The sequence below is a fragment of the Pseudomonas sp. KH_017 genome, from assembly GCF_057840285.1.
Map to the genome: position 1 here is coordinate 3,519,307 of NZ_CM174509.1, position 25,741 is coordinate 3,545,047.

General features: G+C 60.0%; 22 protein-coding genes. 6 read left to right on the plus strand and 16 right to left on the minus strand.

The genetic code is table 11. The annotated features are described in order from the left end of the window. Positions 1-4: 4 nt before the first annotated feature. The 6 genes from AC3IT6_RS15990 to AC3IT6_RS16015 form a co-directional block, all read right to left on the minus strand. Complete coding sequence (locus AC3IT6_RS15990; RefSeq protein ID WP_150756446.1) at positions 5-262, minus strand: hypothetical protein; 258 nt, start codon at positions 260-262, stop codon at positions 5-7. Next, positions 259-471: a hypothetical protein gene (locus AC3IT6_RS15995; RefSeq protein WP_223448250.1), complete on the minus strand. Its 213-nt coding sequence runs from the start codon at positions 469-471 to the stop codon at positions 259-261. The genes AC3IT6_RS15990 and AC3IT6_RS15995 overlap by 4 nt, the downstream gene beginning before the upstream one ends. Before the next feature lie 115 nt (positions 472-586). Beyond that, positions 587-712: a hypothetical protein gene (locus AC3IT6_RS16000; RefSeq protein WP_263296921.1), complete on the minus strand. Its 126-nt coding sequence runs from the start codon at positions 710-712 to the stop codon at positions 587-589. Between the two features lie 216 nt (positions 713-928). Then, positions 929-1,108: a hypothetical protein gene (locus AC3IT6_RS16005; protein ID WP_007979950.1), complete on the minus strand. Its 180-nt coding sequence runs from the start codon at positions 1,106-1,108 to the stop codon at positions 929-931. Between the two features lie 155 nt (positions 1,109-1,263). Next, the gene (locus tag AC3IT6_RS16010) at positions 1,264-2,433 is read right to left on the minus strand and encodes a lactonase family protein (RefSeq protein ID WP_489356585.1); all 1,170 of its coding nucleotides are present in this window, start codon (positions 2,431-2,433) and stop codon (positions 1,264-1,266) included. Then, on the minus strand, positions 2,426-2,725 hold the full coding sequence (locus tag AC3IT6_RS16015; RefSeq protein WP_489351033.1) for a DUF5629 family protein: 300 nt from the start codon (positions 2,723-2,725) through the stop codon (positions 2,426-2,428). The genes AC3IT6_RS16010 and AC3IT6_RS16015 overlap by 8 nt, the downstream gene beginning before the upstream one ends. Before the next feature lie 247 nt (positions 2,726-2,972). On the opposite strand from AC3IT6_RS16015, the gene AC3IT6_RS16020 reads away from it, so the two are divergent. After that, positions 2,973-3,692 (plus strand): FadR/GntR family transcriptional regulator, encoded by a 720-nt coding sequence (locus AC3IT6_RS16020; RefSeq protein WP_253563388.1) that lies wholly within the window; start codon positions 2,973-2,975, stop codon positions 3,690-3,692. A 134-nt stretch (positions 3,693-3,826) separates the two neighbouring features. Continuing rightward, positions 3,827-8,716, plus strand: coding sequence for a dermonecrotic toxin domain-containing protein (locus AC3IT6_RS16025; RefSeq protein WP_489351035.1), 4,890 nt, complete (start codon positions 3,827-3,829; stop codon positions 8,714-8,716). A 90-nt stretch (positions 8,717-8,806) separates the two neighbouring features. Here the strand turns inward: AC3IT6_RS16025 and AC3IT6_RS16030 are convergent, their stop codons facing one another. Continuing rightward, positions 8,807-11,191, minus strand: coding sequence for an efflux RND transporter permease subunit (locus AC3IT6_RS16030; RefSeq protein WP_489351037.1), 2,385 nt, complete (start codon positions 11,189-11,191; stop codon positions 8,807-8,809). Between the two features lie 42 nt (positions 11,192-11,233). Further along, positions 11,234-12,286 (minus strand): WD40/YVTN/BNR-like repeat-containing protein, encoded by a 1,053-nt coding sequence (locus AC3IT6_RS16035; protein ID WP_489351039.1) that lies wholly within the window; start codon positions 12,284-12,286, stop codon positions 11,234-11,236. A 509-nt stretch (positions 12,287-12,795) separates the two neighbouring features. Between AC3IT6_RS16035 and AC3IT6_RS16040 the strand changes: the two genes are divergently transcribed. Continuing rightward, on the plus strand, positions 12,796-14,223 hold the full coding sequence (locus AC3IT6_RS16040) for an IS1182 family transposase (protein ID WP_489351041.1): 1,428 nt from the start codon (positions 12,796-12,798) through the stop codon (positions 14,221-14,223). Between the two features lie 922 nt (positions 14,224-15,145). On the opposite strand, the gene pepN is transcribed toward AC3IT6_RS16040, so the two are convergent. The 6 genes from pepN to AC3IT6_RS16070 are packed head-to-tail and all read right to left on the minus strand — an operon-like array spanning position 15,146 to position 21,661. After that, positions 15,146-17,803 (minus strand): aminopeptidase N, encoded by a 2,658-nt coding sequence (pepN, locus tag AC3IT6_RS16045; protein WP_489351043.1) that lies wholly within the window; start codon positions 17,801-17,803, stop codon positions 15,146-15,148. Between the two features lie 10 nt (positions 17,804-17,813). After that, positions 17,814-18,644 carry a DUF2797 domain-containing protein gene (locus AC3IT6_RS16050; protein WP_489351045.1) on the minus strand — a complete coding sequence of 277 codons (831 nt, stop codon included), beginning with the start codon at positions 18,642-18,644 and terminating at the stop codon, positions 17,814-17,816. Beyond that, entirely contained in the window at positions 18,641-18,901 is a 261-nt protein-coding gene (locus AC3IT6_RS16055) for a YeaC family protein (protein WP_489351047.1), read from the minus strand. The genes AC3IT6_RS16050 and AC3IT6_RS16055 overlap by 4 nt, the downstream gene beginning before the upstream one ends. A 32-nt stretch (positions 18,902-18,933) precedes the next feature. Further along, positions 18,934-19,803, minus strand: a complete 870-nt coding sequence (locus AC3IT6_RS16060; RefSeq protein WP_489351049.1) for a rhomboid family intramembrane serine protease — start codon at positions 19,801-19,803, stop codon at positions 18,934-18,936. Continuing rightward, positions 19,800-20,771 carry a metallophosphoesterase gene (locus tag AC3IT6_RS16065; RefSeq protein ID WP_489351051.1) on the minus strand — a complete coding sequence of 324 codons (972 nt, stop codon included), beginning with the start codon at positions 20,769-20,771 and terminating at the stop codon, positions 19,800-19,802. Before AC3IT6_RS16065 ends, AC3IT6_RS16060 begins: the two co-directional genes overlap by 4 nt. After that, on the minus strand, positions 20,771-21,661 hold the full coding sequence (locus tag AC3IT6_RS16070) for an NAD(+) kinase (RefSeq protein ID WP_008016128.1): 891 nt from the start codon (positions 21,659-21,661) through the stop codon (positions 20,771-20,773). Before AC3IT6_RS16070 ends, AC3IT6_RS16065 begins: the two co-directional genes overlap by 1 nt. Before the next feature lie 117 nt (positions 21,662-21,778). On the opposite strand from AC3IT6_RS16070, the gene AC3IT6_RS16075 reads away from it, so the two are divergent. After that, entirely contained in the window at positions 21,779-22,729 is a 951-nt protein-coding gene (locus AC3IT6_RS16075) for a DUF1853 family protein (protein ID WP_489351053.1), read from the plus strand. 158 nt (positions 22,730-22,887) lie between these two features. On the opposite strand, the gene AC3IT6_RS16080 is transcribed toward AC3IT6_RS16075, so the two are convergent. Further along, positions 22,888-23,991 (minus strand): DUF2855 family protein, encoded by a 1,104-nt coding sequence (locus AC3IT6_RS16080; RefSeq protein ID WP_489351055.1) that lies wholly within the window; start codon positions 23,989-23,991, stop codon positions 22,888-22,890. Between the two features lie 54 nt (positions 23,992-24,045). Here AC3IT6_RS16080 and AC3IT6_RS16085 point away from each other — a divergent pair, with 54 nt between their 5' ends. After that, positions 24,046-24,765 carry a TetR/AcrR family transcriptional regulator gene (locus AC3IT6_RS16085; protein WP_489351057.1) on the plus strand — a complete coding sequence of 240 codons (720 nt, stop codon included), beginning with the start codon at positions 24,046-24,048 and terminating at the stop codon, positions 24,763-24,765. Here AC3IT6_RS16085 and AC3IT6_RS16090 read toward each other — a convergent pair. Continuing rightward, entirely contained in the window at positions 24,729-25,289 is a 561-nt protein-coding gene (locus tag AC3IT6_RS16090) for an NADPH-dependent FMN reductase (protein ID WP_489351059.1), read from the minus strand. The genes AC3IT6_RS16085 and AC3IT6_RS16090 overlap by 37 nt on opposite strands. Before the next feature lie 173 nt (positions 25,290-25,462). On the opposite strand from AC3IT6_RS16090, the gene AC3IT6_RS16095 reads away from it, so the two are divergent. After that, the gene (locus AC3IT6_RS16095) at positions 25,463-25,690 is read left to right on the plus strand and encodes a hypothetical protein (RefSeq protein ID WP_489351061.1); all 228 of its coding nucleotides are present in this window, start codon (positions 25,463-25,465) and stop codon (positions 25,688-25,690) included. Positions 25,691-25,741: the final 51 nt, after the last annotated feature.

The following is a 25,741-nucleotide window of genomic DNA, read 5'->3' on the forward strand; positions in this document are numbered from 1 at the left end:
CACTTTACGCCAACACCCCACACATCCCGATCGCCGAGCAATCCACCTGGAACGGCCCGAAAACCACACCTTCATTCCTGATCGGCGGATTGCCGGCCAGCATGCCCTGGGCACTGGCGTTTTCGATGTTGCGGGCAATGTTGTGGTTGGCTTCGATGGCCCGTGCCACCGAGCCCGCCGAGCCTTGCCCGATCCCCAACAGGGAGGATCCGTTGGTCATGAACGCCAGGAAGGCGATGACCCAGAGTCTGTGCCCTTTCATGCGCCGACGACTCCCGCGAGTTCAGCCTGATCAACGCCCGCGTTTTGCGCACGGTGTTCGAACTGGATGCCGGGATGAGCGACCTGGATCGGCGCTTCGAAGGTGGATTGCGACTGCGCTGAAAGGCTGACCAGCAGCACCATGGCAAGGTAAAGACCGATCGCCACATAAGCGCCGTGTTTGGCAGAAGTGAGAATTGCGCTGGCCATGATGTTCTCCGCAGGCATGTTTCAACACCCACAGAATCGATCATAAAAGCCTGGGTAACCACTCAGGGTTATCCATAGTGACCATCAACTTCATTGATCATTAAGCCAGACTATTTCAGTCTTCAATAAAACTTATCAAGCGCTCGCGCGCAGCCTCCGGCTCACCCGAAACAGGGTCGGCCGCCGACAGAATGGGGGTGGAATAGAGAAACAGAAGAACCAATGCCAGACGCGTCACCATGCTGCCGATCCTTGCCGTGAGGAGGGGTCAAAAAATCAGCGTCAATTTAAACTCATGGCAATATGATATCAAGCGCGATATTGATAGCAAAATGATGCTGTCGCAAATGCGTTATGCAGGAGCGACATCACTCCGATCGTTTTCAACACCCGTGTTTCAACATCAGTGTCTTCGATCATCAGTGACTTCGCTCCTGCATAAAGGCAGGGTGAGCGTTCAGGCTTGGGTCTTGTGATCCAGCGCGGCGTAGAAGTTGGCGCTCTGTTGCAGGTACTTCTGGGTGTAGCTCTGGGTGTGGGCTTTTTTGTCGCTGATTTCAACGTTGGCACTGGCTGGCAGCGCAACGGTGGCAGAAATGGCGGAAGCGGCGATGACAGAGAAGATGTTGAAGTTCATGGCGGTATTCCTCAGATTCAGTTGGCTTGCTTGCCCGGTGGGGCCGTGAAGCAAACTTAACCCTCGAGGGTCCGTGCCTTGAAATGCTTTGTAGCAGTACCAGATATCAGCGTCATTGATAAAAGCGACAGGCCCCATCAACCGGGGCCTGCGGCTTATTGACGCAGCAGAAACCTGAGGTCGCTCGGGGCGTCCATCGGCAGTTTTTGCACGGTATTGCCCAGCAGACCGGTCCTTGCGTCACGTTCGACGACGACAATCTGGTTGCTCTTCTGGTTGGCGATCAACAGGAATTTGCCGCTCGGATCGAGACTGAATTCCCGCGGATGATCGCCCTCCACCGCCCGCCGTTGCAGCTCACTGAGGTGGCCGGTCGCAGGATCGATGGCAAACACCAGCAGTTGATTGGCGGTGCCACGGTTGCTGACATAGAGAAACTTGCCATCAGCCGAGGCATGCAACGCCGCCGCAGCCTTGTCCGAGACCGGTTGCCCGGCAGCCAGATCGACCATCTGCGTCTGTTTGAGTTGGCCGTCGTGGTAATCGAACACCGCCACTTGCGCGCTCATTTCCATGGTCAGCCAGGCGTGTTTGCCATCGGCGCTGAACAGCAAGTGGCGCGGCCCGCTGCCCGGCGGCAATTGCACGAATGCCGGGGTGGCCGGGGTCAACGGCAGCTCCGGGTTGGCCTTGGGATCGAAGCGGTAGGCAAACACCTTGTCGGCGCCCAGGTCATTGGCGAACACGTATTGGCCGTCCGGTGACGGGATGGTCGAATGCACGTGGGCCGAGGCCTGGCGCTCGGGATTGACCCTGCTCGCCGGGTGGCTGCTCATCTGCACCACCGGTTTGAGCGTGCCATCGGCCGCCACCGGCAATACCGCAAGGGTGCCGCCCGGGTCTTCGGCCACCGAGTAATTGCTGACGAACAAATGGCTGCCATCGGTGCTGAGGCTGGAATGGGTCGGTTCGTTGCCCAGGCTTTGCACCTGACTGATCAGGCTCAGCGCATGGGTCTTGGGATCAATCGCGAAACTGCTGACGCGCCCTACCGGATCGGTCTGGCCCGGGCCGTTTTCGTTGACCACGAACAGGTGTCGCTGATCCTTCGACAGGGTCAGCCACGACGGGTTTTCGCTCTTGATCACTTGCAGGGGGCTGGCATCGATCTGTCCGGTGCTGCTGTCGAAAGCCAGGCGGTAGATGCCCTGGCTTTGACCGGCGGTGTAGGAGCCCACCAGCAATTGGACACTTTCGGCCATCGCCGTTTGTACGCCCATGGCGCCGATGCTGCCGGCCATCAACAGTGGCCAGAGGTTACGCATCGCCATTCGCGTCTTCACCGTCATCGTTGTCACCGCGAAATGCCGTCATGCACACCAGTCGGTGCTCGCCGGAATCGCCGGTGATCAGCCAGCTTTGCAGAGTTGGATCGAACGTCGCCGCCTGGATCTGCGCCGGCGTGAACTCCCAGTGTTTGGCCGCGCGGCCATCCATGCATTCGATATGCAGGTTGTCGATTTCATCGAGGGAGAATTCGAAAGCGTGAAAGCCGTCGATTTCCACCATATCGCAGTGTTCGAGGACGTTGAGCAGGGTGTCGGTTGCGGAAGTCATGGCAGTCAATCTTTGAATGGGAAAGCGCCAATGATAGCTCATAGCACCCCACTTCCCTCGGTTGGAATGAGCAACCTGTGGGAGCGGGCTTGCTCGCGAATGCGGTTTATCATTCAACATCTCTGTTGGCTGACACTCCGCTTTCGCGAGCAAGCCCGCTCCCACATTTGATCTACCCCTGCCTCAGGTTCGCGCCGCGCCTGCTATCATGCGCGACACCTATTCGCACAGGACCGCGCCGCTCCCCATGGATTACCGCAAACCCTCCGACCGCAAAAGCATGCACTCGCGTATCGTCCAGGAACTGGGCATGCAGATCGTCTCGGGACGTTTCCTGCCGGACGACAAGTTGCCCGCCGAAGCGCTGTTGTGCGAAGAGTATGCGGTCAGCCGGCCGGTGCTGCGTGAAGCCACCCGGGTCCTGGTCGCCAAGGGCCTGGTGTATTCCCGCCCGCGGGTCGGCACCGTGGTCAAGCCGCGCAAGGACTGGCACATGCTCGATCCGGACGTGCTGCACTGGTTGATGCAGAGCAGTCCGCAGAATCAGTTCTTCGACCTGCTGACCAGCGTGCGCAGCATCATCGAACCGGCCGCTGCCGCCCTCGCCGCGCAATTCGCCACGGAAGCGGACATTGCCTCCATCGGTGAGGCCTACCAGCGCATGGAAGCCGCGCCGACGCCGGAGGCGCTGTTGCAGCCGGACCTGGATTTCCACAGTCGCATCGCCGATGCCACGCACAACGACTTGCTGGCCAACCTGTGCAACATGCTCTCGGTGGCCATTGCCGAAGCCTTGAAGCATTCGAACCAGCGGCCGAACCTGCATGAACTGGCGCTGCCCCGGCACAAGGCAATCCTCACCGCCATCGAAAACCGCGATGCCCTCGGCGCACGGCACGCGACGCTGGTGCAGCTGGACGATGCCCGCAGCGCGCTGAGTGCCGTACTCGGCTCCGAGCTGTCCTGAGCGACTGGTCGCCAGGCATGATCTGACACACTTCTCGAGTACTCCGGTGGTAGCCGGATACCGCACTCGCCTGCGACAAACTCGCCATTCTGGCAGCGAAACCACACTTCTTTCGCTACAGAACGGTATCCGATATGCAGAATCAATCCGCCGTCACGCCAGACGAAACTCAGGGACAACCCACACGCCCCGCTACCAGCGACGCTCCCGCTCAAGCGGTCGCCCGTCGATTCGCCAGCCGACCGACATTGCGCCAGGTCGCCGGACAAATGCTTCACGCCAGTATCCTGGAGCACTACCCGCCTCTGGCCCTGGATCTGGATGTCACCCGGCTGGCCATACCCAACCGGACGGGGGGATGGGACCTCAAGCTATTGATCGACGTGGCCCTGGACTATCTGGGTAACAACACATCGCTGAATCTCACGGCAGAAATTGACGGACGCGTACACTTCCTCACCAACCGTGCTCCCTCGCGTCTGACCTACGAAGCGCAAGGGCCAAAGCGTCCCGACATGGGCGTTATCCAGGAAAAAATCCAGTCATTGGCGTTGACCCTGGGCACCCGGTTTCAGGATGCCCTGACGGCCTACTGGAACCAGGCGCACGACACGAAGGTCAGCCACTGGCAATGGCTGGGTGACCTGTTGGCAAGCGGTCTGAACAGTGCGGCGAGTCTTCTTCCCGCGGCTCAAAAAGATGACAGGGCCGCACTCTACGAACTGGCTCGACACCCCGACCGTCGTGAGCGCCAGGTCATCCCCCACCCTGACGGCTTTGTGCATGCCTATTGCCTGGAAACCTGCCTGGTCCGCAACGGCGAAAGCACGTCCTTCACCACGCCGGACCTGCTGGTGGTGCAAGGAAGCCGGGTATTTTTGTACCGCATTTCAGGTCGTCTGGAGTCGTACCCCAGCATGGAAGCGTTCAATCAGGCCTGGGGGCGTGAGGTGGAGCGCCAGTTCATCGCCGACAAAGTCGTCATCAAGCGTTCCGAGCCCGATGGAAATATCTTCGATACTCAGGCCGCGTTGCTGCTGGAGCGCCAGTTGGAGAACCTGGACGCCATCCGGCTTCCCGCCGACCAGGGTGTTCGTGCACTGGAAGAACGCTTCGCGGCCAGTACCGACCCGGCCCCTTACTTCAGCCATGCTCCGGCGCCTGGCCGGCAATCTGGCGAAAAAATACGCGCGACCCTGCCCCAGTGGCTCAAGGATGCCAGCGACAGCGAGCGTGCCGAATATCGTCAATTGCTGGTCGAGCAGGCGCAATGGCAACGACAGACTGGCGGCAAGTCCTTCCTCGACGGCATCGAAAACCTGCATGACTTCACCAACAACGCCTTGCGTGATCAGATACGCCTGGACCATCCCGATTCCGATTGCGAACCTGGCGATCTGCTGCTCAATTTCCGGGTGGCGGCCGGTGATCTGGGCAGCGGCTTCATCACCCGCGTCCCCATGACGCTGACTGAACTGGCTATCCAGAACCTCAGCGCCACGCCCTCGGGCAGCATGACCGTCGCGGACAAGACCGGCAAAGCCGTCCCGTCGTGGCTGACCGCCGACTATATCCTGGGTGAAAAAGGCCTGTTTAGCAGCACCGAAGGGCTGATCAGCCGGGTGAACATCGGCGAACGTTACCCGCACACCCTCAAAACCCTGCTGCTCGATGACAACAGCGAATCGCAACGTCGGGAAATCCTGTTTGGCCAGGCGCTCAAGGTGCAGCTGCCACTTCAGGCGCTGGAACACACGATCCGCGGCGAGCACGGACTGAGCTTCCAGGGCTTCCGATTTATCAAGGCCGTCTTGCACACCCAAGCCCCCGAGCGCGTCGTCGACGGCCAGGACATCGTCATCCGCGCGCTTGCCTTTACCCGCAAGGCCGGCGCGGCCGCCGATGTCGTCGACAACATGTTCATCATTGAGCCGCGGGACACCGGCATCGGCCCGCACATCCTGTATCGACCCGTATACCAGGACGCCTTGCAGCAATTCTCCAGTCGTGAAGCATTGTTCAACGCCATTGCACAAGCCGGCCCCCTGCAAGACAGCGTACTGAGCTGGCTGCCGGACAGGGCCCGGCCGATCTACAGCAATGACGGGTTCAACAGCCCCCACATCCTTCGTTTCGGCCTGGGCGACGACACCGTCCGTTGGGAAAAACCGCAGCCGGCGCAGTTGGCTCAGGACTCCAGCACCGAAGAAATACCTGGTTCGCTGGTACAGGCGCTGGCCACCGGGAATCTCACGCAGTACCTCTACGCCAGCAACGCACGGGCGCTCGTCGACCTGGCTGACAGAGAATCGGTTTCCAACGCCGAAAGCCGCTGGGCCATCGTGCGCGAGGGCGGCTGGTTGCTGTTCAACGCCTTGCTCCTGCCAGTGCTTCGTGGCCCGGCGATGCTGGCCGGCTGGATGCTGCAGCTGGCCGTCGCCCTGAAAAGCGATGTGACGGCGCTGCACAGCAATGACCCGACGGCCAGGGAACTGGCCTGGGTCGATCTGCTGCTCAATGTCGGATTGATCCTGCTGCATGTTTCGCCCCAACTCCATCCGCCCGAGCTTTCGACACCGGCACCCCGGCCGGCAGAGCCGCCACCGCGCCTCGCCCGCCTGCGTCGTCCACCCCAGGATGTCGCACCACCGACGGCCGAAATCGAGCAAGGCGTGGTCGGTTTGCCCGCAGAACCGCCGGCCGCCGACCACACCCAGATCGATTTCATTCACTCCACCGCCAGGGATTCGTCAAGCCGGCGCCTGTTGAATGCATTGCTCGAACTCAAGGTCGCCTGGCCCGTCCCGGTTCCCGCCCCCGTTGAAATCGGCATGTTCAAGGGACTGTACCGGATCAACCATCAATGGCATGCCTCACTGGGAGGATTGCTGTTCAAGGTCAGTATCGTTCCAGGGTTCGGCGACGTTTACATCATTCACCCCGAAAAGCCGCTCCATCCCGGCTTCAAGCTCAAGACCGACGGACAAGGCCGATGGTCGCTGGACACGGGTCTGAAGCTGCAAGGCGGAGGCCCCAAGAGTCGACTCAAAGCCAAACTGGCGGAAATAGACAGGAAACGTGAGCAAGCCACCGTTGAGGTCAACCGAATCGGTGGGAGCGTATCGACGCTGGCAAGACAGGCAAAGGATATGGACCGGCAACTGGAAGCCGCAAGAATCGCGTATGACAGCGCCGACAACGAACTGGAAACCGCCCATATGCGTCTTCGCGCATCGCCCGAGGATCAGGCCCTCCAGGGCGACCATCGGCTCAAGGCTGTTGCGCGATCCCGCAGCCGGCTGGATTTCCAGGTATTGCAGGAAAGAGATCAGGTCATTGTCGATCAGTTGATCCAGGCCCGTCGCGATTTGATCCAGGCCTATCGACAACTCAAGGACGTTGACGTGCGCTTCGAATACGAGGCAAAAGCGACCGGCGAGTACACGGCAATACTGTCCTCCTACGGACTGAGGATCTATCGGCTGGCGACCCTCTACCTGGCCAGCTTCGTTTCCGAGCAAGGCGAGTCGCTGATCGAGTTGCAACACAACAGCAATGACATCGATACCGCCCAGCGCATGTACGACCTTCTGCAAACCCTTTTTGCCGCCTCCGAGCGACACACCCAGGCAATCATCACGCAGGACGGGGTCCTGACAGAGCTTGCGCAGGACTTCAAGACCGGGCCGGCACAACGCCTGAAATACCTCAAAAGCCATCCTGATCGAAGGTTTTCCAACCGAGTCACCGCCATCCTCGAGTCACTCGACATACTCAATATCTTGAGCATCGACACCACCGTCGAGGCGAAAACCCCGCAGGAGCAGTACTTTCTCAAGGTCCATGAAGACCGTCTGGGCGCCATGTCAGCGCTCGAAGACTCTCATCTGGAGCTGCTGAGCACGGATGGTTTTACCTCCCGGGAGCGCAAGGATGTCCTGATCAACCTGATCAGGCACTACAAAAGACGCCTGCAAATCAACACCTCACTGCTGGAGCTTGATTCGCCGTTGATCCGCCCCCGCTATATGTCGCTGCTGATGGAGCGTCTGGAGATCGCACGGGACAGTGCCGAGAGCGAACTGGCCGATCTGCTGCGCGAGGACGAATTTCTGCCGGTATTGCCCGTCGCCTTCACACCCGTCAAAGCACCGTCGAAGACCAAACGGGTGTTCAAGTCACGGGATAACGGCGCCCTGGTGGGAGAGCTGGAACCGGCGAGCACTGACATGCCGTTTCCGACAATCGTCACCCGAAACCCGGTCACCCTCCAGGTCAGTGGACGGTTCATGGAGCACCCCAATGAGGGATGGGTCGAAATTGTCGAAGCCGCGCCGGTGCGGCCTGTGCACGCCGCGCAACCGCGTACTGTTGCCGCGCTGCGCACGGAGGGGCAGCGACTGATCGACGAAATCCCGGCCATTGAGCGCTCAATCGAATTTCAGAAAAGAAAGCTCAGTGATCCGCAACGGCGGGATGAACTCAACCCCCGCGACTGGAGCGATATGCTGGAACACCAGGCTGAACGGATCGAAACGCTGGCCAGCGAACTGGAGCACGCCCAGCCAGACAACCCGCAAATCAACAACGTGCTTGAATCATTGCGCAACACCGCCAGCGAAAGCCGGCTCAAAGGCCAGCAACATTGCATCGAGGGATACAAGGCACAACGCCCCCGACAGGAAAGTATCGAGTACCTTCGCGATCGCCAGGCGGTGGACATCGGGCTGGTACAGGCACTCAAGCGGACGGCCGCCAAAGACTATTTGACTGAATTCGCCATTCGGGAGAAAAACTCGGAAACGGTGCTGTGGTATGCGCATTTCCACTACGCCCAGGTGAACAACGCGCCCTCGACCTACACCATCGCCCACCTCAAGCGTCCCGAACATCGCTTCATGACCCTCAAGGATCTGATTGCCCAGGCCGGGCCGGACAACAAGGTGATCATCCGCGACCTCTACAGCCCCATTACCCCACCACGGGATCAAAGGCTGTTTCTGGACCTGTTGCCCGTTCGGTAGTCGAGTCGCCAACTGCGAAGTACACCGCCAGAAACGCCGAAAGCCGCGCCTTTTCAGGTCGCGGCTTTCGGTGTCAGGGCAACGGAACGGTCAGTGGGCGAACAACGAATTGCCCTTCTGCCCCGCCAGTTTCTCCGGCTTGATCAGGAACCGCGCCAGTGCCGGCAACAGCCACAGCGCACCGAACATGTTCCACAGCAGCATGAAGGTCAGCATCAGCCCCATGTCGGCCTGGAACTTGATGGCCGAGAAGATCCAGGTGCACACGCCGATGGCCAGGCACAGGCCGGTGAACAGCACCGCCTTGCCGGTGGACTTCAGCGTCTGGTAGTACGCCTCTTGCAGCGGCAGGCCGGCACGCAGGAAGCTTTCCAGGCGGCTGTAGATGTAGATGCCGTAGTCCACGCCAATCCCCACCCCGAGCGCCACGACCGGCAGGGTCGCGACTTTCACGCCGATGCCCATGAAGGCCATCAGGGCGTTGCCGAGTACCGAGGTCAGCACCAATGGCAGCACGATGCACAAGGTCGCCGCCCACGAACGGAAGGTGATCATGCACATCACCGCCACACAGATGTACACCAGGATCAGGATGGTCAGCTCGGACTTCTTGATCACCTCGTTGGTGGCCGCCTCGATCCCGGCGTTACCGGCCGCGAGGATGAACTCCAGGCCATCCTTGTTGTTTTCCTTGGCGAACTCCTGCACCGCATGCACCGCGCGATCCAGGGTCTCGGCCTTGTGATCGTTGAGGAACACCAGCACCGGCGCCAGCGAACAGCTGTTGTTGTACAGGCCGTCAGCGCGGGCAATGGAGTTGTTCAGCACGTCAGGGTTACGCGACAGGGTTTCCCATTTCAGGTTGCCCTCGTTCATGCCCTTGATCATTTGCTTGGACACGGTCACCAGGGAAATCGCCGACTGTACGCCCTCAGTGTTCTGCATCTTCCACATCAGCTCGTCGATCGGCCCCATGGCTTCGTAGCGCGAGCACCCTTCGGACTTGGTCTTGACCATCACCACCAATACGTCGGAACTGGTGGAGTAGTTGTTGATGATGAAGTTGTTGTCCTTGTTGTAGCGCGAGTCCGGACGCAGCTCCGGGGCCCCCTGGTCAAGGTCGCCGATTTTCAGGTTCTGGCTGTACCACAGGCCGCCGCCAAAGGCGATCAGTGCCAGCAGAATGGAAATCGGGGCCACTTTCGCGCTGGCAAAGTTCGACAGCAGGCGCCAGAACGGATGCTCGCGAGTCGCGTCCTTTTTGCTGCGGTCGATGGCACGCTTGCTGATGCCGACATAGGAAATCGCCACCGGCAGCAGGATCAGGTTGGTGAACACGATCACCGCCACGCCGATGGATGCGCCGATGGCCAGCTCACGGATCACACCGATATCGATGATCAGCAGCGTGATGAAACCCACGGCATCGGCGAGGATCGCGATCATCCCCGGCAGGAACAATTGACGGAACGTACGGCGCGCCGCCGTCAGGGCGTTGTCCGCCTCGCTCGATTGCAGGGCGATCCCGTTGATCTTCTGTACGCCGTGGGAAATACCGATGGCGAAGATCAGGAACGGCACCAGCATCGAATAGGGGTCGAGCCCGAAGCCGAAGAAGTGCATCAAGCCCAGTTGCCAGACCACTGCCACCAGCGTCGTGCTCAACACGGCGACGGTACTGCGCAGGCAGTTGGTGAACCACAACAGGAGGATCAGGGTGATGACGAAGGCGATGCCGAAGAACATCACCACCATCACCAGGCCATCGATCAGGTCACCGACTTTCTTGGCGAAACCGACGATGTGAATCTTCACGTTCGGGTTCTGAGCTTCGAACTTGGTGCGGATCTTGTCTTCAAGCTCGTGGGAGAACTGGCGATAGTCCAGCGCCAGCAGCTTGCCCTGGTCCTGCGGGTCCGGGTAGGACTCCAGCAACGGAATGTCGACGATGCTCGACTTGAAGTCGTTGGACACCAGGCGCCCGACCTGACCGGACTTGAGCACGTTGTTGCGCAGCAAGTCGAGGCTGGTCTGGGAGCCGTTGTAGCTTTGCGGAATCACTTCACCGCCGGCGAAGCCCTCTTCCGTCACTTCGGTCCAGCGAACGCTCGGGCTCCACAGCGACTTGAGGCCGGAACGGTCGACACCGGAGATGTAGAACACCTCGTCGTTGATCTGACGCAGGGTCTCCATGTACTCCTTGGAGAAAATGTCGCCATCGGTGGCTTCCACCGAGATCCGTACGGTGTTGCCCAGGTTCGCCAGATCGTTGCGGTGCTCCATCATCTTCTGGATGAAGGGATGCTCCAGCGGGATCATTTTTTCGAAACTGGTGGACGGGCGAATCAGCGTCGCCTGCCAGAACAGGAAAATACTGACCAGCAGGCAGATCGTGATCACTGCCGGGCGGTTGTTGAAGATCAGGCGCTCGAGGAACGTCGCCTTGTCCTGGTGATGAGTACTTAAAGATGTCATACGCCCGCCTTGTTATTATTTGCTCGACTCATTTGCCCGCTTTTATTTGCCAAGCTCAGTGCCGTTTGGCGAAGTGACGCGAACGCCGCCCTGACCTGCCAGAACCAGATTGCCATTGCCTGTTGCAGTCACTGCCGAGACGGAAATGCGGTCCGGACGGTTGACCACCTTGAAGGTTTCGCCATTGTCGCTGCTGCGAATCACCGAGCCGCCGTTGCCGACGATCACGATGGAACCATCGTCGAGCAGCGTGCCGCCGGACAGCCCGAACTCCAGGTCGCCACGTTCAGCCTTGAGCTCGACTTGCTCCCAGGTGCTGCCGAAATCCGTGGAACGGTAAAGGTTGCCACGCAGTCCGTAGGCCAGCAGCGTATTGGGCTGCGCCGTGCCGATCACGCCGAACAGCGAGCCTTCGTACGGACCTTCGAGTTTCTCCCAGGTCTGGCCCCAGTCCGCGGAACGGAACATGCTGCCCTGCTCGCCGACGATGAACAGCCCGGCGTCCTTCACGGCGGCGATCGCGTTCAGGTGGTACTGGTCTTCGTTGTCCAGGCGGTCGCTGGCGTCTTCCCAATGCTTGCCACCGTCGGTGGTTTCCATCAGCGAGCCGTAGGCGCCCACGGCAAAGCCGCTGTCGACGTCCTTGAACCAGACATCGAGCAGCGGCGATTCGCGTGTCAGATCTTCGAACTGCTTGGTCCAGGTCGCGCCGCCGTCGTCGCTGGCGAGGATCTGCGCGTCATGGCCGACGGCCCAGCCGTGCTTGTCATCGACGAAAAACACCGACGTCAGCAAGGACCGGGTCGGGACCTTGGCCTGGGTCCAGGTAGTGCCCTGGTCATCGGAATACAGGATGTGCCCACGATCCCCGACCGCCACCAGGCGCTTGCCGGCGTGGACGACATCGAGCATCAGGCTTTTGGCAGCCTTGGCGGATTCAATGGAATAAACAACATCGGATGCTGGCGCCGCCGCGGCCAGCGCAGGTGCCGACAGCATGGCAGAGCCCAACAGCGAGAGCGCTGTGGCCAGCAACGCGAATTTGCGTAATGCCGGCGGGCGGCAGATACCCACACCCATGACAGGCTCACTCATAGACCTTCTCCCATTATTATTGTTAGGTCGTTCAACCTTTCTGGGCGCCGCAAGGGTGCGTGCCTGGAGCGGCTGTTTCAGAGCATAGTCCTGAAACCCGCAATCCAGAGCCCCTTCGGAAGCTGGCCTATCCTATCGGTGTTTTTTCATGTCTGACAATCGACGCCACGTTATGTTTTGTTAACCGGGGGTTGGGGGGGTTGTTCTGAATGGTTGGGTATCAGGTGGGGTGATTGCGGTTTTGGTGATTGGTGTTTGGTGTACATATCCGTTGCTGCGGTTACGGCCGCTATTGGTTCCGCCCTTACGGCGGGTCACTTTCGAAAAGCGCGAAAGTAACCAAAGCGCTTTGCCCCTGACGTTCGGTGCCTCGCCAAGGCTCGGCATGCCCTCGCTCCGGTCCTGCTCCGTGGGCCCGCCGCGATCGGCCATCCATGGCCCAGAGTGTGTCAAAACTTCTAAGCAAACCCTTGCTATGATTTCCCAGGATTTCATCGCAAGGGCTGCCCATGAAACGCTTCATTCAAGGTGAACACCGAGGTCAAAGTACCTTGCTCCCCGAGAGCCTGGACGATTACGTCAGCGACACCAATCCGGTGCGTGTTGTCGATGTCTTCGTTGATGAACTTGACCTGATCACCTTGGGTTTTGAAAGCGCTGTCCCCGCTGAAACCGGCCGACCGGCTTACCACCCGGCAGTCATGCTGAAGATCTACATCTACGGCTATCTAAACCGCATCCAGTCGAGCCGACGCCTTGAGCGCGAGGCGCAGCGCAACGTCGAGCTGATGTGGCTTACCGGTCGACTGATGCCGGACTTCAAGACCATCGCCAACTTCCGTAAAGACAACAGCAAGGCCATTCGAGGCGTTTGCCGACAGTTTGTTGTGCTGTGTCAGCAATTGGGGCTTTTCACGGAAAATTTCGTCGCCATAGATGGCAGCAAATTTAAGGCTGTGAACCACCGCGACCGCAACTTCACCAGCGCCAAGCTGAAACGCCGGATGGAAGAAATCGAATCGAGCATTGCCCATTATCTGAAGGCGCTGGATGCAGCTGATCGGGAAGAGACCAAGTCTTCAGGGCCCAAAGGCGGCCTGGAAGAGAAAATCGCCAAACTGAAGGAGCAGATGAAGGCGCTTCAGGCGATTGAAATACAGCTTGAGGAGTCCCCGGACAAACAGGTCTCACTGACCGACCCGGACGCGCGCTCCATGATGACGAGCGGCAAAGGGATCGTGGGTTACAACGTACAGACGGCGGTCGATACCAAGCATCATCTGATCGTCGCGCACGAGGTGACCAATGAGGGTCATGACCGTGATCAGCTCAGCTCGATGGCGCTGCTGGCCCGTGAGGCGATGAAACTCGAATCGTTGTCGGTGGTGGCTGACCGAGGGTATTACAAAAGCGGGGAGATCCTTGCCTGCCACGAGGCAGGGATTAGCGCTTATGTGCCGAAGACGCTGAGCTCGCGCGCCAAATTCGATGGCCGCTTCAACAATGACGAGTTTGTTTACGACGCGGACAAAGATGTGTACGTCTGCCCTGCCAAGGAAGTGCTGATCTGGCGCAATTCTTACGTCGATAAAGGCAAGAAGCTGAACAGTTACTGGAGCTCGAACTGCAGGTCCTGCTCGATAAAGGCGCAATGCACACCGGCCAGGGAGCGAAAGGTTCGTCGCTGGGAACATGAAGCCGTGCTGGAGGAAATGCAGGTCCGTCTGGAGAATGCGCCGCAGATGATGAGCATCCGCAAGCGGACCGTCGAACATCCCTTCGGGACGCTCAAACAATGGATGGGTGCGACACACTTTTTGACCCGGCGGCTTGCCGGGGTGAGCACCGAAATGAGCCTGAATGTGCTCGCCTACAACTTGAAGCGAGTGATGAAAATCCTCGGTGCGCAAAATCTGGTGAAAGCGCTGGCGGCCTGAAAAGGCCCTTGTTTTGCCCCGATTGAAGCGCTGTGACGTGTTGGTAGCGACCCTGAGAACCGGCTGCGGCTACGTGGAACGCTTTAGCTGTGATTAGCAGGCCAAAGCAGCGTCTGCGCTGCGCGCCGACGCTGCTTGAGCCGGTTTTTACACACTCTGGGCCGGCGGCGGCTAACCCGGCATCCATGCCGGGTTGCCCACTGCGCAGAACCTCCTCTCGGCCTCACGAGGGGGCAAGAAGATCAAGATCAAAAGCCAAAGCCAAAGCGAGGCGGCCTACCGGCCGGCCTGATCGCGGGGTTCGTTTATCTGTGATGCACCAGGTCGGCTAGCAGGCCGCCTTCGCAAGCAGGCTCTCTCCCACAGGGAGGCGAGGATATACACGGATTTTGCGCCCGACACTGCTCAACTGTGGGAGCGGGCTTGCTCGCGAAAGCAGTGTGTCAGCCAACAGAGATGTTGAATGCTCAACCGCATTCGCGAGCAAGCCCGCTCCCACAAAAAAGCAAAAGCACAGCAGCACACACCACCGCGTCGCCCCTCACCACTCATCAGGCCGAGCGTTAGCTCGCCTGCAGCTTTTGATCTTGATCCACCCGCCCCCTCGGGAGGCTGAGCGGAGGTGTTCATCCGGGGATGGGCGCGCAGCGCCGTTCGACGCAGTCGAACTCATTGCATGTAGGTCGAAGCGAAGCCGACCGGAGGGCAATGCCCCCGGATGAATGCCGCAGCGAAGGAACCCCGAGCCTTAGCGAGGGGCCGTACGTAAGGGGCGAGACCTTTTGGTTACTTTTGGGGCGTTTGCCAAAAGTGACCCGCTGTAAGAGCGGAACCATAAGCGGCCGTTACCGCAGAAACGGATATGTACTCAATCAACCCATGACCCTGGTCGGCCCGAAGGCCGCCAAGGTCAACAACAAACTCAGGCCAAACTCTTGCTGACCACTTCAAACACATCACTGGACAACTGCCCCGAAGCCCGAATCCGCTCCAGCTCCCCCTTCATCAAAGCCTGACGAGCACTGTCGTACTTGCGCCAGCGAGTCAAAGGCGCCAACTGCCGAGAAGCAATCTGCGGATTGAAGCCATTCAACTCGATCACCAGATCCGCCAGGAAGCGATACCCGGAACCGTCGGCCGCATGGAAGTTGATCAGGTTCTGCCCGGCAAACGCACCGACCAGTGCCCGCACCTTGTTCGGGTTCTTGATGTTGAACGCCGGATGCTGCATCAACGCCTTGGTCCGTGCCAGGCCACCGGGCAACACGCTGCCGGCCTGGACGCTGAACCACTGGTCCATCACCAGCGGGTTGTCCTTGAAGTGCTCGGCGAAGCTGGCCAGCGCCTTGGCCTTCTCGGCTTCGAAGGGTGAGTTGACCAACACGGCAAGTGCGGTCAGGCGCTCGGTCATGTTGTCACACGAATCGAACTGCTCCAGGGTTGCCGCCACAACTTCCGGCTTGCCGCTGAGCATCAGGTACGACAGCGCAATGTTCTGCAACGCGCGGCGAGCGAAGTGCTCGGCTTCGGCCACGTACGGCGTTTGCCTGGACAGTTCGCGATTGCCCTGATAACGCAGCCACAGACCGTCGAACAACGCATCGGCCAATTGCTTGCGGGCAAATTCACGCGCCGTGTGAATCGCTTCGACATCCGCCACTTCGCTGATCTCGGTCAGGTACGCCTCGCTCGGCAGCGAGAGCATTTCTGCGACCATCGCCTGATCCAGCGACTCATCCGAAAGCACCGTGCGCAGCGCCGACACCAGACGCTGATCGAGTACCAGCACTTCACCCTTCTGCTGCTGGCCGATCAACTCTTGCAGCACCTGCACCGACAATTGCTGGCCGGCATCCCAGCGGTTGAAGCCGTCGCTGTCGTGCTGCATCAGGAACATCAGCTGATCACGGTTGTACGGAAAGCTCAGCTTCACCGGTGCCGAGAAGCCGCGCAGCAACGACGGCAACGGTTGTTCGGCGATATCGACGAAGGTGAAAGTCTGCTCGGCTTCGGTCACCGAAATGACCCGCGAGGTGCCTTGCGCGGTGGCTTCACCGGACAGACGCAGGGCAATCGCTGCCCCTTTGGAGTCCAGCAGGCCCAGCTCGACCGGGATCACGAACGGCAGTTTTTGTACCTTGTCCGGGGTTTCCGGGCAGCTCTGGCGGAAGGTCAGGCTGTAGGTTTTCGCCGCCGCATCAAAGGACTCGCTCACCGCCAGACGCGGTGTACCGGCCTGGCTGTACCAGCGTTTGAACTGGGTCAGGTCGACACCATTGGCATCTTCCATGGCCTTGATGAAGTCATCGCAGGTCACGGCCTGGCCGTCGTGGCGTTCGAAGTACAGGTCGCTGCCTTTGCGGAAGCCTACGGCGCCGAGCAGGGTGTGGATCATGCCGACCACTTCCGAGCCCTTTTCGTACACGGTCAGGGTGTAGAAGTTGGAAATCTCGATGAAGCTGTCCGGGCGCACGGCGTGGGCCATGGGGCCCGCGTCTTCGGCGAACTGGTGGGTGCGCAGGTACGCCACGTCCTGGATGCGCTTGACCGTGGCCGAGTTCATGTCCGAGGAGAAACCGGCATCGCGGAACACCGTGAAACCTTCCTTGAGCGACAGCTGGAACCAGTCGCGGCAGGTCACGCGGTTGCCCGACCAGTTGTGGAAGTATTCGTGGGCGACGATCGCCTCGACCCGCTGGTGCGCGGCATCGGTGGCGGTTTCCGCCTTGGCCAGCACGGCGCTGGAGTTGAAGATGTTGAGGCCCTTGTTCTCCATGGCGCCCATGTTGAAGTCATTCACGGCGACGATCATGAAGATGTCCAGATCGTACTCGCGACCGTAGACCTCTTCGTCCCAGCGCATGGATTTCTTCAGGCTGTTCATCGCGTGCTGGCACTTGTCGATGTTTTCCGGCTCGACGTAAATGCGTAGCGCCACGTTGCGCTCGCTCATGGTGGTGAAGCTGTCTTCGACGCACCACAGATCACCGGCCACCAGCGCAAACAGGTAGGCCGGCTTCTTGAACGGGTCCTCCCAGGTCGCCCAGTGCCGGCCTTCTTCACCGGGACCGGAAGCGATCGGGTTGCCGTTGGACAGCAGCACCGGATAGCTGTGTTGTTCGGCGACCACCGTGGTCGTAAACGTGCTCATCACGTCCGGGCGGTCGAGGTAATAGGTGATCTTGCGAAAGCCTTCGGCCTCGCACTGGGTGCAGAACATCGTGCCGGACTTGTACAGGCCTTCCAGCGCGGTGTTGGTTTCCGGGTGGATCCGGACGCTGGTATCGACCGTGAAGGTGGTGCTGGTCGGGTGCAGGGTCAGGTGATTCTCGGTCAGCTGATACTGCGCCTCGGAAAGCTCCTGGTCGGCCAACGTCACCGCCAACAGCTCAAGCTGCTGGCCGTCCAGCACCAGCGGTGGCAGGCCCGGGCCGCGCTCGGGGTTGCGGCGCATCACCAGTTGCGCATGGACCAGGCTGTGGTCCTCGTACAACTCGAAGGTCAGGTGCGTTTCGTCGATCAGGTATTCGGGCGCCTGATAGTCCTTGAGGTAAATCATCTTCGGTTGTTCGGTGCGCATGCTGGAGTCCTTACTGATGCACGGCGAGCTGGTAAGCCGTGTATTTACGAATGTTGATCACGCCGGTGTCGAAGATCAGGTATTGGCCCTTGATCCCCATCAGCGTGCCTTCGGCAATCGGGTTCTTGTCCAGGTTGAAGCTGACGATCTTCGCCGGGTACTGCTCGACCGGGTAGCGGATTTCCAGCGGTTCGACATCGGTCACCGGCTGGATCGCCTGCAAGCCAAATCGCTGCTGCAACCCCAGCAAGCCTTCAGCGCAGCTGTCGAACAGTTGATCGCGGACCTCGGCCAGGTTCACCGCCGCCGCATCGCCCTTGAGTAAAGCACGCCAGTTGGTCTTGTCGGCCACCTGGCTGCGGAACAGGTCTTCGACAAAACCGGACTGCTGGCGGGTCGATACGCGCATGATCGGCAACGCCTGGCTCGCGCCCTGGTCGAGCCAGCGGGTCGGCAGCTGGGTGGCGCGGGTAATCCCGACTTTCACCCCCGACGAATTGGCCAGGTACACCACGTGGTCGGTCATGCAGAACTTCTCGCCCCACTCGGGTTCCCGGCAAGTGCCAGCGTCAAAGTGGCAGCGCTCCGGGCTCATGATGCACACGTCGCACTGGGCCAGTTTGGTCATGCACGGGTAGCAGTAGCCCTGGCTGAAACTGGTCTTGGTCTTGCGTCCGCAATGGATGCAGTGGATCGCCCCCAGGTATTCCAGGCGCACCGTGGTGCCGATCAACGGATTGACCGGGACCTCGGTTTCGCCCAGACGGAAAGCATATTGCACGTTCGGCCCGTCAAGGCGCACCGACATTTTGCTGATTGCACCGCGGCCAATCTCAATCAATGGATGGCATCCGACTTGAACAGGATATTCGGCACTTGAATCGACTTCGAGCTGCATTCCTGCGGGCCCATGTAGCCGGTGCGCTGGTCCTCGGGCAGGTTCTGGATTTCCCAGGCGATCATCGCCTGCAGCGACAGCTCGCGTTGCTCGGCGGTGAGCTTGCCACCGTCGGACCATTTGCCGATTTCCACGGCCAGTTTCAGGTTCTCGTAGATATCGTGGGTGATGTTCTTGATCATTTCGTTAAAAGAGGACATTGGGTCTCCGTCTCTTTATTGCATGTTCTGAATTAGGCGGCCAGTTTACGGCGGTTATACAACCCGCCCAACAAACCGGTGAAGCATCCGATGAGTAACCCGCTGACATGGGCCGCGTTGGCGATTTCGCCGAAGCCGATCATCGACACCAGCCCGGACAGGCACAGCAGCAACCACACCAGCATCATCACCAGCACGCCGCGCGGCAGGCGATAGGCCGGGTTCGGCGCCAGCAGCTGGAAGATCCAGCAATGCCCGAGCAGGCCGTACAGTACGCCGGACAAACCGCCGAACAAGGTCGGGCCGCTGAAGAAATACTGGGCGAAGTTGGACACCAGGCTGAACAGCAAGGTCAGGCCGATCAGGTTGATACTGCCCTGGCGCGATTCGATGCGCCGCCCCAGCTCCCAGTACCACATGCCGTTCATCGCCAGGTGCAGGATGCCGAAGTGGATCAGCATCGGCGTGACCAGGCGCCACCACTGCCCCGCCGCCAGGCTGTCGGCCAGTGGCGTGAAGTGGAGGTACTCGCCGACCACGCGGAATTCGAGGAAGGTCAGCCAGCGCATCGTTTCAAGGTTGTCGCCCAGCATGGTCACCGCGCCGACAATCAGGCTCAGCAGCAGCACCAGCGCGGTGGCCCTGGCGTACTTCAACTGCTCGACGAACCCCGGACGCTTGACGGTCTGTGCCAGCGGAATGTCCAGTTGCTGATCGGGATCGCCCGCCGGAAACCGTTCGTACAGCGCACGCACGTCTTCACTGATGTTCTGTGGCACCCACAACACCTGCTCGCCAGCTTCCTCGCTGACCCGATGGGGCACTTGCATGCGCTTGAGCAGGGTGACGAACCCGCTCAAGTCCACCGCCAAGGGCAGACGCAATACCGCTACAGCACTCATTGCAGCACCTCCGGCCGCTCGACATCGACCCAGACGAATTTTTGCGGATCCAGGCGGGTTTCCTGATCCAGTCGGTAGGCCACCAGTTTGCCGTACAGCACCGCGCTGTAATCCAGACAGGCGAGGTTCGGCCGGATCGGTGCCGGTTTGCCGCTGCGCCAGTAATGGCCGACGAACAACAGCGGCTCATCGATGCCGTAGCGCAGCAAACTGTTCTTTTCGATGGATGTCAGCGGCGTCCGGGCCACGGGTTCCGGCAGTGCATCCGGCTGGAACACGATGTCGCCGTAGGTTTTCGGATCGTCTTCCCAGAACTTGGTCCGGAAGAACGAACGCACCAGGCCATCGCCGCTGGTCATGGTCAGGCCATGGGGCAAGCGCATGTCCGTGCCGCGCAGCAACCGGTCGAATACGGTGCAGGCAAAGGAGCCGGACTCCGCCGAGGCCTGGAGAAAATGCTCATCGACGCAACCGTTGGGGAACAACGCCCGCAGCGGCTCGATCAGCCCGGCGTCCCAGCAGGCGTGGACCACGCGAAAACGCCCGGCATCGACGAACAATGGCAATTTGTAGAACCATTGCTGGAAGTCGTGCCAGTCACCCGGATGGTGTTCGAACTGGGTCAGGGTTTCGTGCAGCAGGCGGGCATGACGCGGCGTGTGCTCGCGCACGAACTGCTTGCCGCTGCCGGGCAGCGCCGGCGTGCTCCAGCCCAGCGCATTGAACTCGTGGTTGCCCATGATGCACAGCGCCTGACCGGCCTCGACCATGTCGTGGACGATATGCAGAGCCTCGCGAATCCGCGGGCCGCGGTCGATGATATCGCCGACGAACACCGCCATGCGCGAGGCATGCCGCCAGACGCCACCCTGTTTGTGATAACCAAGTCGGTCGAGCAAGTGCTCCAGGGTCAGGGCGCAACCGTGCACGTCACCGATCAGGTCGTAGCTACGCGCGGGATCGAGCATCAGTCGCCTCCACCCCCCAACTTGCTGCCCCAGCCGAGCTTGGTCCGGCAGACTTCATAGTAGTTGTGGTCCAGCGGATGGATCAGCCGCAGTTTCTGGGCTTTCTTGCTGACGGTAATGGTGTCGCCCGGCGCGCAGGTAAAGTGGTTCTGCCCGTCGCACGAGACTTGCGGGTAAATCTGCATATCCTTGGACACGACGATTTTCAGCTCACTGTTGCCATCGACCACGATCGGTCTACCCGACAAGGTATGGGGGTACATCGGCACAATCACAATAGCGTCGAGCTTGGGATGCATGATCGGCCCGCCGGCAGACAACGCGTAGGCGGTGGAACCGGTCGGCGTGGCGACGATCAGGCCGTCGGCCTTCTGGCTGCAGACGAACTGGCCGTCGATGTACAGCTCGAACTCGATCATTCGCGTGGATTTGCCAGGGTGCAGCACCACGTCGTTCAGTGCGTCGCCCTGGCCGATGGCTTCGCCGTGGCGACGGACTTCGGCCTGCAACAGGAAGCGGTTTTCCACCAGGTAGTGGCCGTCCAGCACTTCGGCGACCTTGGTTTCCAGCTCATCGGGACGGATGTCGGTGAGGAAACCCAGGCTGCCGCGGTTGATGCCGAGCACCGGAATATTGTGCTTGGCCAATGCCCGGGCGGCGCCGAGCAGGCTGCCGTCACCACCGACCACAATGACCATGTCGCACACTTCGCCGAGCATCTTGCGCGACGAGGTTTGCAAGCCGTGCCCTGGCAGCACTTCGGCGATGGTGTCTTCGAGGATCACGTGCAGGTGACGATCGAGCAGAAACCGTTTCAGTCGGCGGACGGTATCCAGCACCTGGGAACTGCCCAGGCGACCGATGATGCCGATATTGCGAAATTGCTCCATGGGGCTCCTGCGGGGATCTGCGTGGCGGCGAAAACCACGATTATGGGCGAAAGCCGCCCGTAGACAAAATCCTTTCAGCTTCAAGGGTGTGCCCGGGTTTCGGGCTATGCTCGCAAGATGATGCTATTTCCGGATTTACTCCACCTGCCCCATCAGTTACGCCATCCCGAAGTGCGTGACCTGGCGTGGGTCATCCTCGCGCCGCCCATGCTGGACGATACCCCGTGGCCGCAGCGCCACCCGCTGGCCGGCAGCGACTGGGTGCAGGCACCGGATCGGCTGGAGCACTGGCTGCGCCAGCTGGATCGGGACAGTTATGGCTTGCTGCACTGGCTGGCCCAGGCCAGGACCCGGCGCCTGGGCTTGTACTACGAACGCCTCTGGCAATTCGCCGTGCAGCATGCCCCGGGCATTGAACTGATTGCCGCCAACCTGCCGATTCGCCGCGAGGGGCACACCCTGGGTGAACTGGACATGCTGCTGCGCGACCGCGACGGCGTGCATCACCTGGAACTGGCGATCAAGCTCTACCTCGGCCCGCAATCCGGCGACGGACACGACACCGCCCAATGGTTGGGCCCGGGCTGCCACGACCGGCTCGACCGCAAACTGGCGCACTTGAGCCAGCATCAATTGCCGATTTCCGCGCGCCCCGAGAGTCGTGAAGTGCTGGCGGCGCTGGATATTCAAGCCTTCAGCGCGCATTTGTGGCTGGGCGGGTACTTGCTATACCCATGGCCCGGACAGGCCGCCTCGCCGTCGGGGGCCCATCCGCAGCATTTGCGCGGTCGCTGGCTGCACCAGAAGGATTGGCCGGCGTTGTTGGCACAGAGCCCGCCCGGTCGCTGGCAACCCCTGCCCCGCCACGCCTGGCTGGCGCCTGCGCATTATTCGGCGGAGCACACCTGGAACCCCGGACAGATGAAGGTGTGGCTGAATGAACTGGAACCCTTGGCACCGGCGCAGTTGCTGGTGCGCCTGACGGAAAATGCCAGCGGCGACTGGGAAGAAGCCGAACGGCTGTTTCTGGTGGCGGATCTTTGGCCGAATGTGCCGGGACAGGGTTGAGTTTTGTATTGCCTGAGCCGGCCCCTTCGCGAGCAAGCCCGCTCCCACAGGGATCTTCAGCGGATACAAAACTTGCGTATGACTGAGATCCAATGTGGGAGCGAGCTTGCTCGCGATGGGGCCAACCCGGTCTAAACGGACAACCGCGCCGAATTACATCACAAGCGAATCACATGCCCCTCCACGGGTGGGACCTGGCCATGGACCAAGCGGGAAATGACCCTTTGCGCCGCCTCGTAACCCTGACTTTCAATGACTTCCAGCAAAGGCTTTTCGCTCCCGGTCACTCGCTGGAAAAACCGCACCAACCCTTCGCCGATATGCTGGCTGACCCCTTCCGGCCCCCATTCGGCATTGCGCTTGCGGATCTGGATCGGTGCAAAAAAGAACACCGGTTGCGGCCCTTCGATAGCCGTCAGGCGTGGCTCATCGATACTTTGCGCAGAGCCTGCGAAACAACTGTAGAGCAGGTGCCCGGCAAAGTGCTGGTGGACCTGATCGCGTAGATTGAGGTCGCCGGAAAAATCCACGTACAGCGTAGGACGGTCACCGGAGAGGTTGGCCAACTCGGCATAGGGCAGCACGTGTTCGTAACAACCGAGGGTTTCGACAAAGGCTTTGTTGGCGGCGGACGTCAGCGCCACACGCTCCAGTTGCGGATGATTTTCCAGACACACGGCCGTGCCGTAGGCGGTTTTGCTGGAAGCGCTGGAGAACACCAGGCGGGTCGCATCGAAAAACCGGTTGTCCTGCAGGAAGTCCGCCAGCATCGATGAGGTCAGAAACAACGGCTTGAGCAGTATCTGCAGATTTTCGGTTTCAGGCCTGTAGTACATATCCCAACTGCAGCGCGTGTATTGGTTGTACGCCGATGTCAGCCACGACCGGTGTTCGGCCCCATCGTAAAAGCCGCGCTCGGTGACCCGTTCCGGGCGCATCCACAGGTGGCTGGCCAGCGGAAAGTAACCGTAGAAACGTTCGCCCACCTCGATGCCATCCACCTTTGATGCAATGACGTCGGCAAACCCCCAGGCCGGAACGTGGCCCCAATCCGCCAGGCCTGTAGGAAAGAAACCCCAGTAGTTCATTGAATCGCCATAAGCCGCGTACGTAATGTTGTTGGTGGTCAATGCGCAACGATCAATCTTCAAGATCACCTCGCCGGCTGCCGGGATCAGGCTACGTTGCTCCCGCTCTATCCGGCTCTGGTCCAGGGCGTTTTTACGGGTGATCAGCCGTGTTACCGTGGTGAAATCCTGCATGTTCGGTCTCCTGCTGCGACACAGTGGCGGGTCACTCAAGAGTAATCACAGCCGATGAAGAGTGGGTTCGGAAACACCAAGGGCAACTCGCCCACCCTCAATTCCCGCGCCAAGCCGCTGAAACGGCCGAGTCAGGCCCGGGCGATTTTCACCGTCGAGGCGATTTACGAGGCTTTTGTTCGGATTTGGCAGCGTGATGGCTGGTCAGGGCTGACCACCCGGGAAGTGGCATTGGAAGCCGGCGTGGCGATTGGCACGCTGTATGACTATTTCCCGAGCAAGGAAGCCCTGCTGTCGGGTTACATCCGGCATCGCCTGGATGTATTGCTGGCGCAAATGGATCAAGACGTCATCCAGCCAACCGACCTGGACTGGCAAACTCGCATCAAGCGTCTTGTGTGCCTGACCTGCGACCCTGACGATGCCCGACAACCCCTGTTCAACCATGCCGTGTCGCTCATCGAGCATCAGATCGCCGAACCCAAGCATCATCGAAGGGTGTACGAGGAACTGTCACAAAAATGGCGTGAAGCCTTTGCTGCTTGCCGCGATTTGCCGGTGCAGCCATCAGCACCGACTATTGACGCCTGGGTGATCATGGCTTGGGGCGGTCGCCGCTATTGCGTCACGGCGCAACCGGCGGCGGAGCAAACTGCCGCCTGGTTGTTGGAAATGGAAACGATGATTTGTAGCCGGTTATCCAACGCTTCGCAGGACAAAGCGCTGGCCAATGAACATCAAGCTTTCTTGTGCTGTTCGACCCATTGCCCATAGGCATTGATGAATTTTTGCAGGAACGGCTTGACCGACTCGGACAACCTGCCCGCCTCGTCGAACGCCGAACCGGCGTTCCCCAGATAGGCCTCCGGTTGCTGCATCATCGGCACATTCAGAAACACCATGGATTGACGCAGGTTGTGATTGGCACCAAACCCGCCGACGGCCCCCGGCGAAGCACTGATGACGGCGCCGGGCTTGCCATTCCACGAACTCTTGCCATAAGGACGAGAACCGACGTCAATCGCATTTTTCAACGGCGCCGGCACCGATCGGTTGTATTCCGGGGTCACGAACAACACCGCGTCGGATGAGCTCACCTGTTGTCGGAAAGTGCTGTAGGCTGCCGGCGGTGAAGCGCCATCGATGTCTTCGTTATAGAGCGGCAGATCGCCAATTTCGATGATGTTGAGCTTGAGATTGGCCGGCGCCAGCTCTATCAGGGCCCGTGCGACCTTGCGGTTGATCGATTCCTTTCTCAAGCTGCCGACCACGACGGCGATCGTATAGACGTTGCTCATAAGAGTTTCTCGACTGTCCGATAGGAAGAGCTTGTAGTTATAGATGACGATTCAAGCAGCGGGCGACCGAAAACACCGTCCCTGACTATTTTTTTTCCGTAGGAAAACTTACCTCGCCCAAGTACGGTCTACAGTGCCGCAAATTGAGTGATTTATCTCCAGAGGCTCTAAAGATGGCAGCAGTACTCGTCGGTCAGTTCCATGCAAGAGATGCGGAGGGCCGTATTTATTCGGTGCACGAGTTCCAGGACTCCGCCCCGGCGGCAGACGGTTCAGGGCCTGTCACCACCTACAAGCTGGCCATTGGCGACCGAGTCAACAAGGTCGACGACAATGAGTTCATGCTGGTGCAAACCGGCGTGACCATTACCCGCGAACCGCAAACCGCCAGCGTTTCATAACCCGTCGTTATGAGCAGAAGTCATAAGCGCGGACTTGGGGTAGGATTCAGC

Bases quoted from the DNA above. Each gene is read 5' to 3' on its own strand.
- AC3IT6_RS16020 (WP_253563388.1), top strand. From the start codon at position 2,973: ATGGATTACCGCAAACCCTCCGACCGCAAAAGCATGCACTCGCGTATC.
- AC3IT6_RS16075 (WP_489351053.1), top strand. From the start codon at position 21,779: ATGATGCTATTTCCGGATTTACTCCACCTGCCCCATCAGTTACGCCAT.
- AC3IT6_RS16085 (WP_489351057.1), top strand. From the start codon at position 24,046: ATGAAGAGTGGGTTCGGAAACACCAAGGGCAACTCGCCCACCCTCAAT.
- AC3IT6_RS15990 (WP_150756446.1), bottom strand. From the start codon at position 262: ATGAAAGGGCACAGACTCTGGGTCATCGCCTTCCTGGCGTTCATGACC.
- AC3IT6_RS16090 (WP_489351059.1), bottom strand. From the start codon at position 25,289: ATGAGCAACGTCTATACGATCGCCGTCGTGGTCGGCAGCTTGAGAAAG.
- AC3IT6_RS16030 (WP_489351037.1), bottom strand. From the start codon at position 11,191: ATGACATCTTTAAGTACTCATCACCAGGACAAGGCGACGTTCCTCGAG.
- AC3IT6_RS16040 (WP_489351041.1), top strand. From the start codon at position 12,796: ATGAAACGCTTCATTCAAGGTGAACACCGAGGTCAAAGTACCTTGCTC.
- AC3IT6_RS16080 (WP_489351055.1), bottom strand. From the start codon at position 23,991: ATGCAGGATTTCACCACGGTAACACGGCTGATCACCCGTAAAAACGCC.
- AC3IT6_RS16025 (WP_489351035.1), top strand. From the start codon at position 3,827: ATGCAGAATCAATCCGCCGTCACGCCAGACGAAACTCAGGGACAACCC.
- AC3IT6_RS16000 (WP_263296921.1), bottom strand. From the start codon at position 712: ATGGTGACGCGTCTGGCATTGGTTCTTCTGTTTCTCTATTCCACCCCC.
- AC3IT6_RS16015 (WP_489351033.1), bottom strand. From the start codon at position 2,725: ATGACTTCCGCAACCGACACCCTGCTCAACGTCCTCGAACACTGCGAT.
- pepN (WP_489351043.1), bottom strand. From the start codon at position 17,803: ATGCGCACCGAACAACCGAAGATGATTTACCTCAAGGACTATCAGGCG.
- AC3IT6_RS16070 (WP_008016128.1), bottom strand. From the start codon at position 21,661: ATGGAGCAATTTCGCAATATCGGCATCATCGGTCGCCTGGGCAGTTCC.
- AC3IT6_RS16095 (WP_489351061.1), top strand. From the start codon at position 25,463: ATGGCAGCAGTACTCGTCGGTCAGTTCCATGCAAGAGATGCGGAGGGC.
- AC3IT6_RS16005 (WP_007979950.1), bottom strand. From the start codon at position 1,108: ATGAACTTCAACATCTTCTCTGTCATCGCCGCTTCCGCCATTTCTGCC.
- AC3IT6_RS16055 (WP_489351047.1), bottom strand. From the start codon at position 18,901: ATGTCCTCTTTTAACGAAATGATCAAGAACATCACCCACGATATCTAC.
- AC3IT6_RS16010 (WP_489356585.1), bottom strand. From the start codon at position 2,433: ATGCGTAACCTCTGGCCACTGTTGATGGCCGGCAGCATCGGCGCCATG.
- AC3IT6_RS15995 (WP_223448250.1), bottom strand. From the start codon at position 471: ATGGCCAGCGCAATTCTCACTTCTGCCAAACACGGCGCTTATGTGGCG.
- AC3IT6_RS16060 (WP_489351049.1), bottom strand. From the start codon at position 19,803: ATGAGTGCTGTAGCGGTATTGCGTCTGCCCTTGGCGGTGGACTTGAGC.
- AC3IT6_RS16065 (WP_489351051.1), bottom strand. From the start codon at position 20,771: ATGCTCGATCCCGCGCGTAGCTACGACCTGATCGGTGACGTGCACGGT.
- AC3IT6_RS16035 (WP_489351039.1), bottom strand. From the start codon at position 12,286: ATGAGTGAGCCTGTCATGGGTGTGGGTATCTGCCGCCCGCCGGCATTA.